This window comes from Pseudomonas sp. R5-89-07 (assembly GCF_003851685.1).
Taxonomy (GTDB): domain Bacteria; phylum Pseudomonadota; class Gammaproteobacteria; order Pseudomonadales; family Pseudomonadaceae; genus Aquipseudomonas.
In genome coordinates this window covers 4,108,296-4,123,663 of sequence record NZ_CP027727.1, presented here as the reverse complement: position 1 = coordinate 4,123,663, position 15,368 = coordinate 4,108,296, and the positions used below count along the sequence as shown (strand labels likewise).

Genomic DNA, 15,368 nt, shown 5'->3' with positions numbered 1-15,368 from the left:
CTGGCATTAGGGCACGCCCCCTCCCACAGGTTGAAAGGCGGTGCTCAGTCAGAAGTGATACTTGACCAGGAAGCTCGCCGTATCCTGGGTCGTCTTGAACGCCCCCGAATCCTCGATCCCGTACTTGTTCTTCCAGTAGTCGTATTCAAAGCCCACATACAACTGTTTGTCGCCCCAATGCAGCGCCTTGCCCAGGTCATATTTGACCTGCGGGTTGAAGTGCAGGTTGGCGTGATAAGTGCCGCGGGCGTTCTTGTCGTTATCGACCACCCAGTCCATGAAACCGTCGATCAACACATCGGAGTTGCCCACGGGGATGGTGTACGACCACACCGGCGTGATCTGCCACACGCCGTCACCCGGGCGGTTGCCTTCGGTCTGACGCTGATAGAAGTTCAACTGGAAGTAGTCGAAGCCCGGAATATTCAAATCAAACGCCGGACCCAGCAAGTACGACTCGTTGTCGCCTTCGCCGAACTCGTAAGTGAAGGCCAGCAATACATCCTTGATCGGGCCGAATAAGAGGTCTTTGTCGAGAATCTTGCCGAACGACAAGCGTGGGCTGAACTCGCCGTAGTAGGTATTTGGGCCGACGTTACCGTCTTCCTTGCCGTTGTAAAAGATGCGGTCGAGGAAGAAGAAGTTGTCGCCGTATTTCCACGCGTCGGCATGTTCGAACGTGACGGTTTGCTGGATCTGCGGGTTGACGGTAAAGCTCTTGCCCCACAGATACGTCAGGCTGTTGTTCTGCCACTGCAACAAATCACCGGCCACGGCTTGGCCGCCGGCCAGCAGGGATCCCGCCAGCATCAGGCCTTTGAACATAGGTTTCATTCGGTGCTCCCGAGTTAAAGTTTTATGTTTTTTAATCTGGCGCTCTGGTGTGGCGCCTTTGGATTTGCTGAAGAACTCGTCTGATTGGTCAACTTTATGGCTGTAGCAAAAGCCGCGCCAAGGCGGTAAAAAACCGTCGATTCAAGCGGGCGCGGAGAATACTGGCTCCCACGTCTGGGCTCAAGTGCGCCGTTACAGCGCGCACAAGGCGACGATGGGGCACGCTTCAGCTGTGGGCGTGCTCAACGGCAGGGCGTTCCGCACCGCCGAGAATGTTGAACAGGATGTTCAGCGACAACGCGCTGAGGGTGGCCATGGCGATGCCACTGTGGGTGATCGGGCTCATCCATAACGGCAATTGCGCGAAGAACTCCGGGCGCACCACCGGGATCAGGCCCATGCCGATGCTTACTGCTACCAGCAATTGGTTGCGTCGGTCGGCGATGTCGGCTTCCTGCAGGATCTTGATACCGGTCGCCGCGACCATGCCGAACATCGCAATCGCCGCGCCGCCCAGTACCGCCGGTGGAATCGACGCCACCAGGTAGGCGGCCTTGGGCAACAGGCTCAGCACAATCAGGAACGCACCGGCCATGATCGTGACCGAGCGGCAGCGCACGCCGGTCATCTGCACCAGGCCGATGTTCTGCGCGAACGAGGAGTGGGTGAAGGTATTGAAGAAACCGGCAAAGAACGACGCGCCGGCATCACACAGCAAACCACGGCGCAGCATCTTCGGCGTGACCTCCTGGCCGGTGATTTTGCCCAGGGCGAGGAACATCCCGGTGGACTCGACAAAAATGATCACCACCACCAGGCACATCGACAGGATCGGCGCCAACTCGAATGTGGGCATGCCGAAGTGCAGCGGGGTCACCACCTGCACCCACGGTGCCTGGGCCAGGCCGCTGAGGTCGACCATGCCGAGCGTGCCGCATAATGCGTAGCCCAGGCCCATGCCGATCAGCACCGAGATGTTCACCCAGAAGCCACGCATGAAGCGGTTGATCAGCAGGATGGTGGCCAGCACCAGCGCGGCAATCGCCAGGTACACCGGCGAGCCGAACGTAGCGGCGGCACTGCCGCCACCGGCCCAGTTCACGGCCACGGGAAACAGCGAAAGGCCGATGGCGGTAATCACGGTACCGGTCACCAGCGGCGGGAAAAAACGCACGATCCTGGACATGAACGGCGCGATAAGCATGCCGAAGAACCCGGCGGCGATGGTCGCGCCGAAAATCCCCTGCAAGCCGATGCCAGGCATGCCTGCCATGGCGACCATGCTGCCGACGGCGGCAAAACTGGCGCCCATCATCACCGGCATGCGAATGCCCACCGGGCCGATGCCGAACGACTGCACCAGGGTGGCGATACCGGCGACCAACAGGTCGGCGTTGATCAGGAAGGCGATTTCTTCACGGCTCAGCCCGGCGGCCTGGCCAATGATCAGGGGCACGGCGACGGCACCGCCGTACATCAGCAAGACGTGTTGCAGGCCTACCAGAATCAATTGCAAGAGGGGCAGCCGCACCATGGCGGGCGCGGCAGGGTTCTGCGTTTCTAACTGGGACATGCAACACCTCGAATCTTTTTTATTGTTGTGTTGTTTGGCATTCAATTGCCGGGTGTAACTCAATCTTCAAAACGATGCTGGCCCAAATGTGGGAGGGGGCTTGCCCCCGATAGCGGAGCGTCATTTACAGATGCATTCACTGACACACCCTCATCGGGGGCAAGCCCCCTCCCACATTGGATCTGTGTGAATCAACTAGTTGGTACGCGCCCCCTGATTGATCCAGGTGCCAATCAAATCCCGCTCCTGCTGGGTCATCTGGGTAATGTTGCCCAGCGGCATGATCTGGCTCGCGACGGCCTGCGCTTGAATGCGCGCAGCCTGCTGCTGGATCTGCGCCGGGGTGTCGAACATCACCCCAGCCGGCGCGGTGCTGAACAGCGGACTGGTGGGCTTGGCCGAGTGGCACACGGCGCAGCGTTCCTGGATTACGCCATGCACCTTGTCGAAATCAATCGTCGCCTGGGCCGGTGCTGCGGCGGGCTCAGCCGGTGCGGCAGGGGCTGCGGGTTTCAAGCCACCACCCAGGGCGGTTTCCGGCAATGGCTGGTACTCAATCTTCGCAGGTGCCTTGGCCACTTCCGGCGCCGGCGTGGGCCCGGTCACATAGGCCAGGCTGATCATTGCCAGCGCGCCCACCGGTAAGGTCCATGCATACTTCTGGCTGTTATGCCGGGTGTTGAAGTAGTGGCGCACCAATACCGCCGCCACGGCAATCCCGGCCAGGATCAGCCAGTTGTAGTGGCTGCCATAGGTGCTCGGGAAGTGGTTGCTGATCATGATGAACAGCACCGGCAGGGTGAAGTAGTTGTTGTGCCGCGAGCGCAGCAAGCCCTTGGCCGGCAGCGCCGGGTCGGGTGTGCGGTTCTCGGCGATGGCCGCCACCAATGCGCGCTGGGCGGGCATGATGATGCGGAACACGTTGCCGACCATGATCGTGCCGATCACCGCGCCCACATGCAGGTAGGCGCCACGACCGCTGAACACCTTGCTGAAGCCGTAGGCCGCCGCAATCAACAGCACGAACAGGATCAAACCGAGCAGGGCAGGGCGCTTGCCCAGGGCTGAGTCGCAGAGGAAGGAGTAGATGAACCAGCCGGCGAACAGTGAGCCGATGCCCAGCAATACGCCTTCGGTGCCGCTCAGGCTGCTGCCGGGGGCGAGCAGGTAGAGGGTCGGATTCCAGTAGAACACCACGCACAGCAGCGCAATGCCCGACATCCAGGTGAAATAGGCTTCCCATTTGAACCAGTGCAGGTTGTCCGGCATGGTCGGCGGGGCCAGTTTGTACTTTTCCAGGTGGTAGATGCCGCCACCGTGAATCGCCCACAAGTCACCGGCCAGGCCGCTCTTGGGGTTGACGCGATTGAGGTTGTTTTCCAGCCAGACGAAGTAGAAAGAAGCGCCGATCCAGGCGACGCCGGTGATCATGTGAACCCAGCGCACGCTCAGGTTCAGCCATTCCATCAAATGTGCTTCCACAGTCTTTACCTCTCGCCTGTCACCCTTGTTGTCGGGTGATCAGACCTTCTCTTATTGGTGGGGGGCGAGGATCAACCGCTCATCCTCTTTGAAAAAATGCTCATCGCAGTTATTGCCTGTGCCACTGCGATCAACCACCAGGAAGTCATCCCGCTTTTCGATCGTCAGCACCGGGTGGTGCCAGACGCCGCGATGGTAATTGATGCCCTGCCTGCCGTTGGTGACGAAGGCGCGGACCAAGCCTGATACCGGTACATCGCCAAGTGGCGCGACCACGATCAGAAAGGGGTTGCCGAGCAGCGGAATGAAGGCCTGGCTGCCCAGCGGGTGTCTCTCCAACATGCACACGGTCAGCGGCATGTCCTGCGCGTCGGCGCGGAAGATGCTGATGATGGCGTGGTCTTCAGGCTGTGCTGTTTCGACCGTCGCCAGTTTGTGAAAGCGCATGGTCGACCCGTTGTTGATCATGAAGTGATCGCTGCCATCGGTTTCGATAACGTCTCCGAAGGGGGCGAAGGCTTCTTTGGTCAGGGGTTCGATCATCAGTGTGCGCATGGCTGTCTTCTTATCCGAATGCTGTGTTGGATCTGTTGTTGTGGCGAGGGAGCTTGCTCCCGCTGGGCTTCGTAGCGGCCCTGAAATCTTGGGAGCGCTTCGCACTCCAGCGGGAGCAAGCTCCCTCGCCACAGGGTTTACCGCTTATTTGGCTACCTTGCCCAGTACCCGCAGGCGGCTCACACCACCATCCGGGAACACATTCAGACGGATATGGGTAATCGGCCCCAGCGCCTTGATCTGCTCGGCGAAGGTGTGTTCGGCGTGCATTTCCAGTTTCTGTGCCGGCAGCAGTTCACGCCAGAACAGCGATTGGGTCTCGATCTGGCTGTCAGTACCGCCCTTGACGAACGCGCCCTGGATCGAGCAGGTGTCCGGGTAGTTGCCCTTGAAGTGCAGGGTGTCGACGATGATCTTCTCGATCTCGCCAGGGTGACCCAGCGCGACGATCACCCAGTCATTGCCCGGCGTACGGCGACGCGCGGTTTCCCAGCCATCGCCCATGTTGATGCCACGGCCCGGGTTGAGGATGTTGCTCATGCGCCCGAAGTGTTCATCGGAGCAGGCCAGGGCACGCCCGCCATTGAGCGCGGCAGCCAGGTCGACCTGTTCGTTGTCGCCCACCGCAGACCAGTCGCGGAATGGCACGCCGTACACGCGCAGACGCGCTACCCCGCCATCCGGGTAGATGTTGAACCGCAGGTGGCTGAACGCCTGCGCATTGTTGATCTCGTGGTAATGGTGGCTGTTACCTTGCAGCTCCACGGCCGACAGCACTTCCACCCACTGGGTGTTGGCATCCGGCTCGCCCGAGGCGAGGAAGCAGGCTTCCAGGGAGGCCGATGGCGGGAAGTTGCCGGTGAAGAATGAAGTGTCGATGTCCACGCCTTTGATCGAGCCCGGTACGCCCAGGCGGATCACCGCGCTGTCGTAGCCTTCGAAGCGCTTGCGGCGTGACTCCCAGCCGTCCATCCACTTGCCGTTGTCATCGAAAACGCCCTCCTTCCACACGGCCGGGGTCGGCTGGAACAGGCGATTGGCGTCGGCGAACCAGTCATCGGTGACTTCGATGATCTTGGTGCCCAGGCGGGCGTCGGCGAGGTTGACGAACTTTTCGAAAGGTACGGCGTAAGCTTTCATTCTTCTTGTCTGCCTTGGATAGAGTGGCTGGGGATGGTCGTTTAGAGGGTCAGTAATCGGAACAACGCGATCTTGTTGATCTCGTCCAGCGCGCACTTGAACTCAACGTCGGTGTCGTTGTGGATGCGCGTTTCGAACGCGGCGAGGATCTGGTGCCGGTTGCTGCCTTTTACCGCCATGATGAAGGGAAACTTGAACTTGGCTTTGTAGGCCTCGTTCAGCTCGGTGAAGCGCGAGAACTCTTCGGCCGTGCATTGGTGGATACCCGCGCCCGCTTGTTCATCGGTGCTGGCTTGGGTCAGCTGGCCCTGGACGGCGGCTTTGCCGGCCAGGTCCGGGTGAGCGTTGATCAGTGCCAGTTGACTGGCGTGATCGGCGCTCAACAGGATATCGCTCATGCGCTGGTGCAGGGTTTCGATCTGGTCGATCGACGCGTCCTGGCCCAGGTCGAAGGCCTTTTCGGCCACCCATGGCGAGTGTTCGTAGATATCGGCAAAAGCGGCGACGAACTCATCGCGGCTCAGGTTCGACGGTTTCAGGGTTTGGAACGCAGTCATTTCGCCGCTCCCGTATAGGGGTGGGTTTGCTGCCAGTGCCGGGCAATGTCGACGCGGCGGGTGAACCACACCTGTTCGTGGCTCTTGGCGTACTCGATAAAACGCTTCAACGAGGCCAGGCGCGCCGGGCGGCCGATCAGGCGACAGTGCAGGCCGATGGAAAGCATTTTCGGCGCCTCGGCCCCTTCGGCATACAGCACGTCGAAGGCGTCCTTGAGGTACTCGAAAAAGTCGTCGCCCTTGTTGAAACCCTGCACCTGGGTGAAGCGCATGTCATTGGTGTCCAGGGTGTAAGGGATGACCAGGTGCGGCTTGCCGGTGGGTGTGTTCGGTTCCCAGTAGGGCAGGTCGTCGTCGTAGGTGTCGCAGTCATACAGGAAGCCGCCTTCCTCCATCACCAGGCGCCGCGTGTTGGGGCCGGTGCGGCCGGTGTACCAGCCCAGCGGGCGTTCCCCGGTCAGCTCGGTGAGGATGCGGATCGCTTCCAGCATATGTTCGCGTTCCTGGGCCTCGTCCATGTACTGGTAGTCGATCCAGCGGTAGCCGTGGCTGCAGATCTCGTGGCCGGCGGCAACCATGGCGCGGATCACCTCCGGATGGCGCTGGGCGGCCATGGCCACGGCGAAGATCGTCAGCGGAATGTCGAATTCCTTGAACAGCTTGAGGATGCGCCACACCCCGGCACGGCTGCCGTATTCATACAGCGACTCCATGCTCATGTTGCGCGCGCCCTGCAGCGGTTGCGCCGAGACCATTTCCGAGAGGAAGGCTTCGGACTCTTTGTCGCCGTGCAGGATATTGCGCTCGCCGCCTTCTTCGTAGTTGAGTACGAACGACAGCGCAATGCGTGCCTTGCCCGGCCAGTGGGGGTGAGGAGGGTTACTGCCGTAACCGATCAGGTCGCGTGGGTAGTCAGCGCTCACTGCAGTCTTCCTTCTTGTTCGTGGTAGCAAGTGTGTGTGGCGGCCGGGCAGTGGAAAGACTGGGTGGCGTCACAGCGATGAGTGATTGTATACAACTTATCGCAAACTTTGTAAGCCTGCATTTCTGCATTTTTTCATCGAGGCTCGTCAGAAAGGGTGTAGCAAGAAACTTGCCTGACTGGTCAGCTAATGGACAAAAGGTCGTTTAAAAGCAAGGATTACATACGAATTGGCCCCTCAAGCAACAAAGGCGGCAGGATCCCAAGGTTTGTGATTTTTATTGTGTACAATTTTTTTAAAAAATGTCTTAATTAGCCATCGCCGGCTTTTTCGATGCCCTGAAAGAGTGCGGGTTCTCTACTACTGACTTCGGGAGGCGCGACCACGCCATGGGACGCTTGACTACACATGTTTTGGACGCCGCACATGGCTGCCCCGGCAGCGCCATCAAGGTTGAGCTGTACCGCGTCGACGGTGCGCAGCTGGCGTTGGTCGCGACTGCCGTGACCAACGACGATGGTCGCTGCGACGCGCCATTGCTGCAGGGCGACGACTACCGCAGCGGTGTCTACCAATTGCAGTTCAGTGCCGGCGACTATTACCGCGCCCGTGGCGTGCAATTGCCGGAACCGGCGTTCCTCGACGTCGTCGTGCTGCGGTTCGGCATCAGCGCCGAGCAGGATCATTACCATGTCCCGCTACTGATTTCGCCTTACAGCTACTCCACCTATCGCGGTAGCTGAGCGTCACCTCGCTTCATACCCCCAAGCTCTTCGTTGGTTTTTCGCCCGCCCACACTGCGGGCTTTTTTTCGTCTGCGTATTCAACTATCTAGCACCTTTTAAACAGCACGGGTGCCTAGGCTGGGTCTTTTCCTCATAGAGAAGAAGCCCTATGACGTCGCCGCCCAATCAGCCGGATACGCCTTCCTCATCCAATCGCTCCGTCGAACCCACCGAAGCGGATGCGCCGGACGTCATTGCCGAAGCGCAGTCTCGGCATATTCGCGACCAGGTGGAGGTGCGGATCAACACCACTACCCATCCCAGCCGGCTGATCAATCAGATCTGCCTGGCTGACTTGCGCTGCAATGAATCGGCAAACGCGCTGTTACGCCTCACGGGCCGCTCGCCAAAAATCCTGCAGGTCATCCGCGCCGAGCTGCGCAAAGCGTTTGACGTCGACCCGGACAACCTGCTGTTTACCGAGCCCAAGCCACCCCGGGTGGCAGAGAAAGTCGACAGCTTGACCGATCGCGCGCTGGCCCTGCTGGTGCTGCCGAGCGTGCCGATCAACGTCAATCAATTCACCGCCTTGAGTATCAAGGGCGATCCTGGCCGGCGCTTGCCTTATACACCGCTGGAAGCCCTGGAACGTGTTATCGGCTTGCGGCTGTTCGAGCGTCTCGCCCAGGCAGCAAGTCGATACTGGGACTCCCTGGCGCAAGGTTCCTGGCTCTCGCGCCGGGAGCGTTGGGTTGAGTTACACAAGGATCTCTTTGCGCAGCGTGCGTTTATAGCGCGGCAACTGGATGAGCTGTCGAGAGCGGGAATGGCCATGGTTCAGGCCGTAATCGATGCACCGGACGCTGAGGCCCGCCAGCGGGCGGGCGGGCAGTGGGCTACGGTGCGCGTGGCCCGGTTGATGTGGCCGGGTACATCTTCGATAGCGATTCCGGGCGCACTGCATATCTATCGTGAAAATGATCCCATCGATGTGCCTCATGTTGTTTACCTGCCGGGCGTGGCCCGCAATTTTTACGAGTACTCGTCCTTTGCTGTCCTGCAATGCGGCCTGCTGGCGTTGAATCAGTCCCTGTTTCACGACCTCTGGCATTGCTTGCCGTTGAGTCGGCGCAATCGGTTATGCCGGCCCGCGGACTTGTCCCCGGCGTCCAGCGTCGTTCGCGGTTTGGATGTCTTGGGCGATGCGCTGGCTCTCGGCGCGCAGGCGTTGCTGAGTGAGCAATGGGGAAACGAATTGGCCTGCGCGGTGATGATCAATTCCGCCCATGTGTTTGCTGATGAACGACCTCGGCCCCCGCCGCGGGATGCCGCATCCTTTCTCGCTTATGTGGAGGGGACCCGAAAGCAACTGATCGGCAGTGCTCGGCTCAGCGACCTTCGTGAGCCGTTGCTCCAATGGGACCAGCAGCGACGACGCCCGGAAATAATCCTCGCCAGCACCTCGCCCGGCTTGGCCCTGCGCACCGCGACGCAGCAGATCAAACGTTACGAAAAACGGCTGCTTGCGCTGTTGGATCCGCAGGACCTCAGCGCAGAGACGCCTGCGTATAAAGAGTTCGTGTCGTTGGTCAGCCGCCTCGAGGATCATGCCCGGGCGTTGAGCGAGTTGATGCACGGCGCACGGCCACGATTGCTTGACTTGGAATTTTGGACCGAGCGCCCCGGCGGAGTGGGAACGCCCAGGCGTGCGTCCCTGTTTTTGAACGCGCAGGCTGAGGCGCTACGCTGCGAAGTCCAGTTGCAACACCGGCTCAAGCTGCTGAGCGCGGCCCATCGGGACTTGGTTATCGAGGTGGTGGAGCGGCCACTGCCCAGCCAACGTGCAGACAGTCAAACCCAGGTGCTGTCGATCGTCGTGGGCAACGAGCCAGACGCTTTCTATCCACTGCATAACGCATGGGTGGTCACGACAGCTGCGGCGGTGAGGGTGCCGGTCCGCCAGCTTCCAGCGGTGCTGTATGTGTTCGGGACGGATGGCGGACTGCAGGGCTTCGCCGGATTGGACGCCTTGACCCACGGCGTCAAGGCGAGCCTGGGCGCTCGGGACGACTCCGTACTTTGGGGCTGTGTCGAGCGCGATAAACGTAATGACCTGCGCGCACATGCTGTGCGTAAAACCCTGGCCGTTCGCTACCTGCCCATCAATGGCAAGCCTGCACTGGTCGCGCTCAAGAAATTGCTGGGTAGCCATGATCGCCTGGACAAAAGTACCGAAGACATTACGCGGATTTTCAGTGAGGTGACGAGCGCCGAGTTGAGCCGCGCGCTGCTGGCCATTGAGCTGGAAGAGCACCTGAAAGTCCCGCCCAATAGCGCCCTGAGCCAGGCCCGGGCCAATATAGAGTTGGTGCGCAAGGCCATGTCCGAAGCGAAAAAAATGCCGGTATGGTTGGCGTCCGCCACACGCGCCCGGCGTAAACACTTCAGGCGCTCGCAGCGCCTTTATTTGAGTGGCGCGTTTGCCTACAAGGCCAGACTTGAAGAGCACCTGCCCGACCTGTACACCTTTGCCCGCACTGCCTTGACTGCGCGTTTGCGCCAGGAAGGTATCTCCGCGCAGCTGGACATCGACCAGCCTTTGATCGATATGCCCGATAATGTTTACGCCAGCTTTTGCGGCCAGGGGGACAGCCGCTGTGTGGTGGGGGATCGCAGAATCATATTGACCCCAACCACCACGCGTACCACCTTCAGCCTGCTGCAACTGGCGCTGCATAACCTGGACCCACTGGCACCCTGGACACTGTGGCGATTCAACCGCGCATTGTGGCTGCAACCGGCATGGAAGCAACAGCTCAGTGCCGATTTTCTGATCCGCATGGTGTCGTCGCTGGACATTGGCGGACAGTACGACGCCCTGATCAACAAGGTGTTCTATCCGCCTGTGACACCCGAGCGCAGACTCAGTGAGGGACGGATTCCCGAGTTACTCAAGCGCGCGTTACGCGCGGGCGTTCAGCATCATCTGTCGTTAGCGATACAGCGCGGCCTGACGGCAGATGCGCAAAGCCTGTTCAGCACGGCGATGGCGGCACGCACGCCGCAAGATCTGTTGAAAAACCAGCACGCGTTGCGATTGCATGTGGTGCACCTGGTGGGCCACACGATGCAACATGACCGCTACATTGCGGGGATTGTGGTGGTGCAGGACATCCGCTCCGGGCTTTGCGTGGTCTATTGGCCGCAGGCTGCGCCTGCCTCGGTCCTCACCGAGTACAGCAGTGTGCAACAGGCCCAGGAAGCCTTGAACCGTATTGGCGCAGAGGCTGGAAATACCAGGATTCTCGCGGGGCAAGTCGCACCCGGCTGGGCGTTCGAGGCCATCACCCACCACCCGGATAAGCTCGACACGACACTCGATTTGCTTGATATCACGCCTGCTTTCGTCCTGGTGAACGGGGTATGGCGGGGGGTGGAGTTCATTCGCTCATTCAAGATTACGCATCTGGAGCCGGCGGCGATGCCGGATGAGATCGAAAAACAGACCCTTGAACAGCTTGCCAGTGATGCGCAGGGCTGGCTGGCGGTGGTGGCCACGTCCCACAGTGACGCCCAGGCGTTGTTGTATCACGCAAATGTGCTTGAGTTGCAACGCCAGACCCAGGCTGCCAGTCATTCCGGCAAGGCGCTGCAAGCCTATCGAACCCGCCGGCTGGGTGAGCAGCAGGAGGCCACCTTGAGGCGCTTGGCGGGGTTTTTTTCCCCATTGTTCGGGATGCTCAATGACTTCTATGAATTGCTGGTGGTCGCGCGGCGTTATCACCGTTATGGCGATCCCAATGATGCGGTCGATGTGGGGTTTATGAGCGCTTTCATGGCAATTGACCTGTTGCTGAACTTTGTACCCGGCCCCAAGAGGGCGGGCAGGTCTGCCGCAGGTATTGTGCGTCCCGGCCCGAGGTTTGCCTTGGGGCGCTTGCACCGTTTGCGCATGACGAGGCGCGGCACTTTGCGCTCGACGCCGTCGCCTGCAACTCCACTCGACGCCTTGGCGTGTTTCAAAGTCAACGGCGTGCCTGAAGGGGCGGTGCCATTGAAAGCACCGGGTGAGAAGGGAGTCTATGTGAAAAATGGCGAGCCATTTGTGACGGATGGCTCGAACCATTACCCGCTTTACCGGCGCGACGGTGAAGCGGCGTATCGGACGAAAAATGCGCAGACGCCGGGGCAGGATGAGTTGATTTTGAACATTCATCAGCCCAGGGAATGGTTGCTCGGCGCGGACGCGCCGCAGCCAGTGGCGGGCACGAGTAGGGGGACGCTCCATCCGTGGCGTCAGGCCTCTCCTGCACAGGCGGACTGGCAACCCGCCACTGTGCGGACCGTGACGGAAAGCAGAATTATCAATTCATCCCCGGCGTCCAGCCATTGGTTGGATTGGCGCACTCCACTTCAGATGGACGCGCAAATGACGTCCCCGGCGCCAGGGGTGTTTCATATTGTGACCGACGCCCGGGGCTTTCCTCATAATGTCTTGCGGGTAGCTCCGCCGAATACCAGCCTGACCGACCCCCTGAGCGCTTATTACAGAATGCTCCCTCCGGGTGACCAGGCGCCTTTGACCGGCATCGGTTTCATCCACCGGGATGAGCCGCTGGTGTCACTGGCCCGCGCCGATATTGAGCGATGGACAAGCACGGCGATGTCCGAACAACCGCTTCCTGTCTCTCGCAGTTCGACGGGCGATTGGATAATCCATGCGCCCCTGTTCGACAGGCCTCTGGTGGACTATGTAGGCACGGCCTTTCCTACCATGACAAGGCATAGCCGCGAGTTCGCCGTGGCAAGGATGATTGAGTTGAGCGGCCCGAACCGCCCTGCGACGGCCAGTCATCTGCTCAATATCCGTTCGACGCTGGATGACTGGTTACCGCTTTCCGGCAGGGCCGGGCAGACGGATGATGTGTTGAAAATGTTGCGGCGCACTGAAAGCCCCGGCGAGAGGGTATTCATTGGTTACGACGGCAAGGCGCCGGGTTTTACCCGTGTTGACTACACGCCGCCTGTTGCATTGGACGCGCGGCTCCAGCATGGCGGCAGGGGAGTCGCGGCAGAGCGGGATGTGGCACAGCGTTCGGCGGTCAGGACGGTGCTCGAGCAGCAGGGCTTTACCGTCCAGGAGCGTGGCGGAAAACGCTACGCCATACCTTCCCACGAATTGATTGCCACTCATCCCAACTCTCCAGGCCGGCTCTACTACGTGACGTGCGAGTGGGTGGATAAGGCATCGTTCATCAAAAGGACCAAGGCCAAGCCAGCTTGGATTCGTGCATTCAAGCCTGACGTAGACTCGGATCTGACAAACCAGATCAGCACTGCGCTGAGCCGCAAGCGCCTGGTTCGGATCATTGCAGGCATCCAATGGCCTACGTGGGGGCAAGTCCCGCCCTCCGTTTACTTCGTCAAGTTATTGCTCGGGCCTTGATCAGCGACGCCACGCCAGCGCAGCCGAACAAGGCGGCGCTGACGCGATTGAACCAGCTCTGGCCCGAACCGCTGCGCAAGTACCGCGCGGCGCCCTGGGCACTCAGGCCATAGCCGAGCTTGCAGAGCAGGTCGAGTACGGTCCAGGTGGCGATCATGGTCAGCAACTGCGGCAGGAAGGCCTGCTCGGCACTGAGAAATTGCGGGAGGAAGGCGGCAAAGAACAGGATGTCCTTGGGGTTGCTCGCACCCAGCACAAAGGCACGGCCGAACAGCACGCGAAAACGCGGGGTGGGGGCCACCTGCGGCACATCGGCGCCCTCGGCCGGCTGGCGTGATTGCTGCCAGCTCTGCCAGGCCAGGTAGAACAGGTACAGCGCGCCGACGATCTTCAGTGCACTGAACACTTGCTCGGAAGCCAGCAACAGCGCACCCAGGCCCAGGGCCGAGGCACTCAGCAGGCAGATCGAGGCGAACACCCCGCCCAGGAACGCCGGGTAGGAGCGGCGTAGGCCGTAGTTCAAGCTGTTGCTGATCATCAGCAGGGACAGGGGGCCTGGGATCAGGATCACCACCAGCGCCGCGCCGCTGAACAGCAGCCAGGTTTCAATCGTCATTTCATTGCTCCAGTAGTCAGCGGCAAGCTTCAAGCCGCAAGTTAAAGCTTGTAGCTTGCCGCTGAAAACTTGCTGCTATGTCATAGAAATACAAACTTGGCGATAAAGATCACACAAAGCACCCACAGGCTGGCGGAAATTTCCTTGTGCTTACCGGTGCCGGCCTTCAGCACGACATAGGTGATAAAGCCCAGCGCGATGCCGTCGGCCACCGAGAAGGTCAGCGGCATCATGATCGCCGTGACGATGGCCGGAATGCTGTCGGTGGCCTCGTCCCAGTTGATATGCGCCATGCTCGCCATCATCAGCATCGCCACGTAAATCAGCGCGCCCGCCGTGGCATAGGCCGGGATCATGCCCGCCAGCGGGGCAAAAAACATCGCCGCCACGAACAAGATGCCCACCGTCACCGCCGTCAGCCCGGTGCGCCCGCCAGCGGCCACCCCAGCGGCGCTTTCCACGTAGCTGGTCACGGGCGGCACGCCGACCATGGCACCGAACACGCTGGAAGCGCTATCGGCTTTCAGTGCGCGGGACAGGTTATCGATCTTGCCATCGGCCTTGACCAGCCCAGCGCGCTGCGCGACGCCCATCAGTGTACCGGCTGTGTCGAACATGTGTACAAAAAGAAAGGCAAATACCACGCTGATCATGCTGACATTGAATACACCCTTGACGTCCATGGCCATCCAGGTCGGCGCCAGGCTCGGTGGGGTGGAGAGAATGCCGTTGTAGTGCACCAGGCCCAGGCCCCAGCCGGCCAGGGTCACGGCGATGATGCTGATCAGGATCGCGCCGAATACCCGGTGGTAGCTGAGGATTGCGATCAGCAGGAAGCACACCGCCGCCAGCAGCGGTGCGGGCTCGTGCAGCGAACCGAGCTTGATCAGCGTGGCGGGGCTGTCGACGATGATGCCGGCGGTTTTCAGGCCGATCACCCCGAGAAACAACCCGACGCCCGCACCCATGGCGTGGCGCAGGCTCACCGGAATACTGTTGAGCAGCCATTCGCGCACGCGGGACAGGGTCAGGCCCATGAACAGCACGCCCGAGATGAACACCGCACCCAGCGCGGTCTCCCAGTGGTAGCCCATGGTGCCGACCACGGTGTAGGTGAAAAACGCGTTCAAGCCCATGCCCGGCGCAAGGCCCACCGGCCAGTTGGCGTACAGGCCCATCAACAGGCAGCCCAGCGCTGCGGCGATGCACGTAGCGACGAAGGCTGCGCCATGATCGATACCGGCGTCGGCCATGATGTTGGGGTTGACGAAAATGATGTAGGCCATGGTGATGAACGTGGTGAGGCCGGCAATCAGCTCGGTCTTCACTGTGGTGCCATGCAAGCGCAGTTTGAACAGGCGTTCCAGCCAGCCATGCTGCGGCGGGCTGAGGTCCAGGGTTGGGGCTTCGGTTTTGCGGCTATCCACAGCGAGTACTCCTCAATCGTTTTATTGTTATTTCCAGCGCCGGTCACATGAGTGGGCAACAGCGCTTTGAGGTACTGGCGGGTTTTGTTG

11 protein-coding genes are annotated in these 15,368 nt (G+C 60.5%); 2 read left to right on the top strand and 9 right to left on the bottom strand.

Annotated elements, in window-relative coordinates; genetic code table 11:
• Positions 1-48: 48 nt before the first annotated feature.
• From C4J94_RS18780 to puuE, 7 genes are all read right to left on the bottom strand, one after another.
• Positions 49-834, bottom strand: a complete 786-nt coding sequence (locus C4J94_RS18780) for an outer membrane protein OmpK (protein WP_124387533.1) — start codon at positions 832-834, stop codon at positions 49-51.
• A gap of 226 nt (positions 835-1,060) precedes the next feature.
• Positions 1,061-2,407 (bottom strand): nucleobase:cation symporter-2 family protein, encoded by a 1,347-nt coding sequence (locus C4J94_RS18775; RefSeq protein ID WP_124387532.1) that lies wholly within the window; start codon positions 2,405-2,407, stop codon positions 1,061-1,063.
• A gap of 195 nt (positions 2,408-2,602) precedes the next feature.
• Positions 2,603-3,889, bottom strand: a complete 1,287-nt coding sequence (locus C4J94_RS18770) for a urate hydroxylase PuuD (protein ID WP_124387531.1) — start codon at positions 3,887-3,889, stop codon at positions 2,603-2,605.
• Positions 3,890-3,940: 51 nt separating this feature from the next.
• A complete protein-coding gene (locus C4J94_RS18765; RefSeq protein ID WP_124387530.1) occupies positions 3,941-4,444 on the bottom strand; it encodes an ureidoglycolate lyase in 504 nt (167 codons plus the stop codon).
• A gap of 144 nt (positions 4,445-4,588) precedes the next feature.
• Positions 4,589-5,584: an allantoicase gene (gene alc, locus C4J94_RS18760; RefSeq protein WP_124387529.1), complete on the bottom strand. Its 996-nt coding sequence runs from the start codon at positions 5,582-5,584 to the stop codon at positions 4,589-4,591.
• Positions 5,585-5,625: 41 nt separating this feature from the next.
• Positions 5,626-6,141 carry a 2-oxo-4-hydroxy-4-carboxy-5-ureidoimidazoline decarboxylase gene (gene uraD / locus C4J94_RS18755; protein ID WP_124387528.1) on the bottom strand — a complete coding sequence of 172 codons (516 nt, stop codon included), beginning with the start codon at positions 6,139-6,141 and terminating at the stop codon, positions 5,626-5,628.
• Complete coding sequence (gene puuE / locus C4J94_RS18750; RefSeq protein ID WP_124387527.1) at positions 6,138-7,064, bottom strand: allantoinase PuuE; 927 nt, start codon at positions 7,062-7,064, stop codon at positions 6,138-6,140. Before puuE ends, uraD begins: the two co-directional genes overlap by 4 nt.
• Before the next feature lie 389 nt (positions 7,065-7,453).
• Between puuE and uraH the strand changes: the two genes are divergently transcribed.
• Positions 7,454-7,807, top strand: coding sequence for a hydroxyisourate hydrolase (uraH, locus tag C4J94_RS18740; protein WP_124387526.1), 354 nt, complete (start codon positions 7,454-7,456; stop codon positions 7,805-7,807).
• A 151-nt stretch (positions 7,808-7,958) separates the two neighbouring features.
• Positions 7,959-13,235 (top strand): dermonecrotic toxin domain-containing protein, encoded by a 5,277-nt coding sequence (locus tag C4J94_RS18735; protein WP_124387525.1) that lies wholly within the window; start codon positions 7,959-7,961, stop codon positions 13,233-13,235.
• Here C4J94_RS18735 and C4J94_RS18730 read toward each other — a convergent pair.
• Complete coding sequence (locus C4J94_RS18730; RefSeq protein ID WP_124387524.1) at positions 13,213-13,851, bottom strand: LysE family translocator; 639 nt, start codon at positions 13,849-13,851, stop codon at positions 13,213-13,215. The two genes, C4J94_RS18735 and C4J94_RS18730, sit on opposite strands and share 23 nt — an antisense overlap.
• A gap of 80 nt (positions 13,852-13,931) precedes the next feature.
• Positions 13,932-15,278 carry an NCS2 family permease gene (locus C4J94_RS18725; protein WP_124387523.1) on the bottom strand — a complete coding sequence of 449 codons (1,347 nt, stop codon included), beginning with the start codon at positions 15,276-15,278 and terminating at the stop codon, positions 13,932-13,934.
• Positions 15,279-15,368: the final 90 nt, after the last annotated feature.

Bases quoted from the DNA above. Each gene is read 5' to 3' on its own strand.
- C4J94_RS18780 (WP_124387533.1), bottom strand. From the start codon at position 834: ATGAAACCTATGTTCAAAGGCCTGATGCTGGCGGGATCCCTGCTGGCC.
- C4J94_RS18775 (WP_124387532.1), bottom strand. From the start codon at position 2,407: ATGTCCCAGTTAGAAACGCAGAACCCTGCCGCGCCCGCCATGGTGCGG.
- C4J94_RS18765 (WP_124387530.1), bottom strand. From the start codon at position 4,444: ATGCGCACACTGATGATCGAACCCCTGACCAAAGAAGCCTTCGCCCCC.
- alc (WP_124387529.1), bottom strand. From the start codon at position 5,584: ATGAAAGCTTACGCCGTACCTTTCGAAAAGTTCGTCAACCTCGCCGAC.
- uraD (WP_124387528.1), bottom strand. From the start codon at position 6,141: ATGACTGCGTTCCAAACCCTGAAACCGTCGAACCTGAGCCGCGATGAG.
- uraH (WP_124387526.1), top strand. From the start codon at position 7,454: ATGGGACGCTTGACTACACATGTTTTGGACGCCGCACATGGCTGCCCC.
- C4J94_RS18735 (WP_124387525.1), top strand. From the start codon at position 7,959: ATGACGTCGCCGCCCAATCAGCCGGATACGCCTTCCTCATCCAATCGC.
- C4J94_RS18730 (WP_124387524.1), bottom strand. From the start codon at position 13,851: ATGACGATTGAAACCTGGCTGCTGTTCAGCGGCGCGGCGCTGGTGGTG.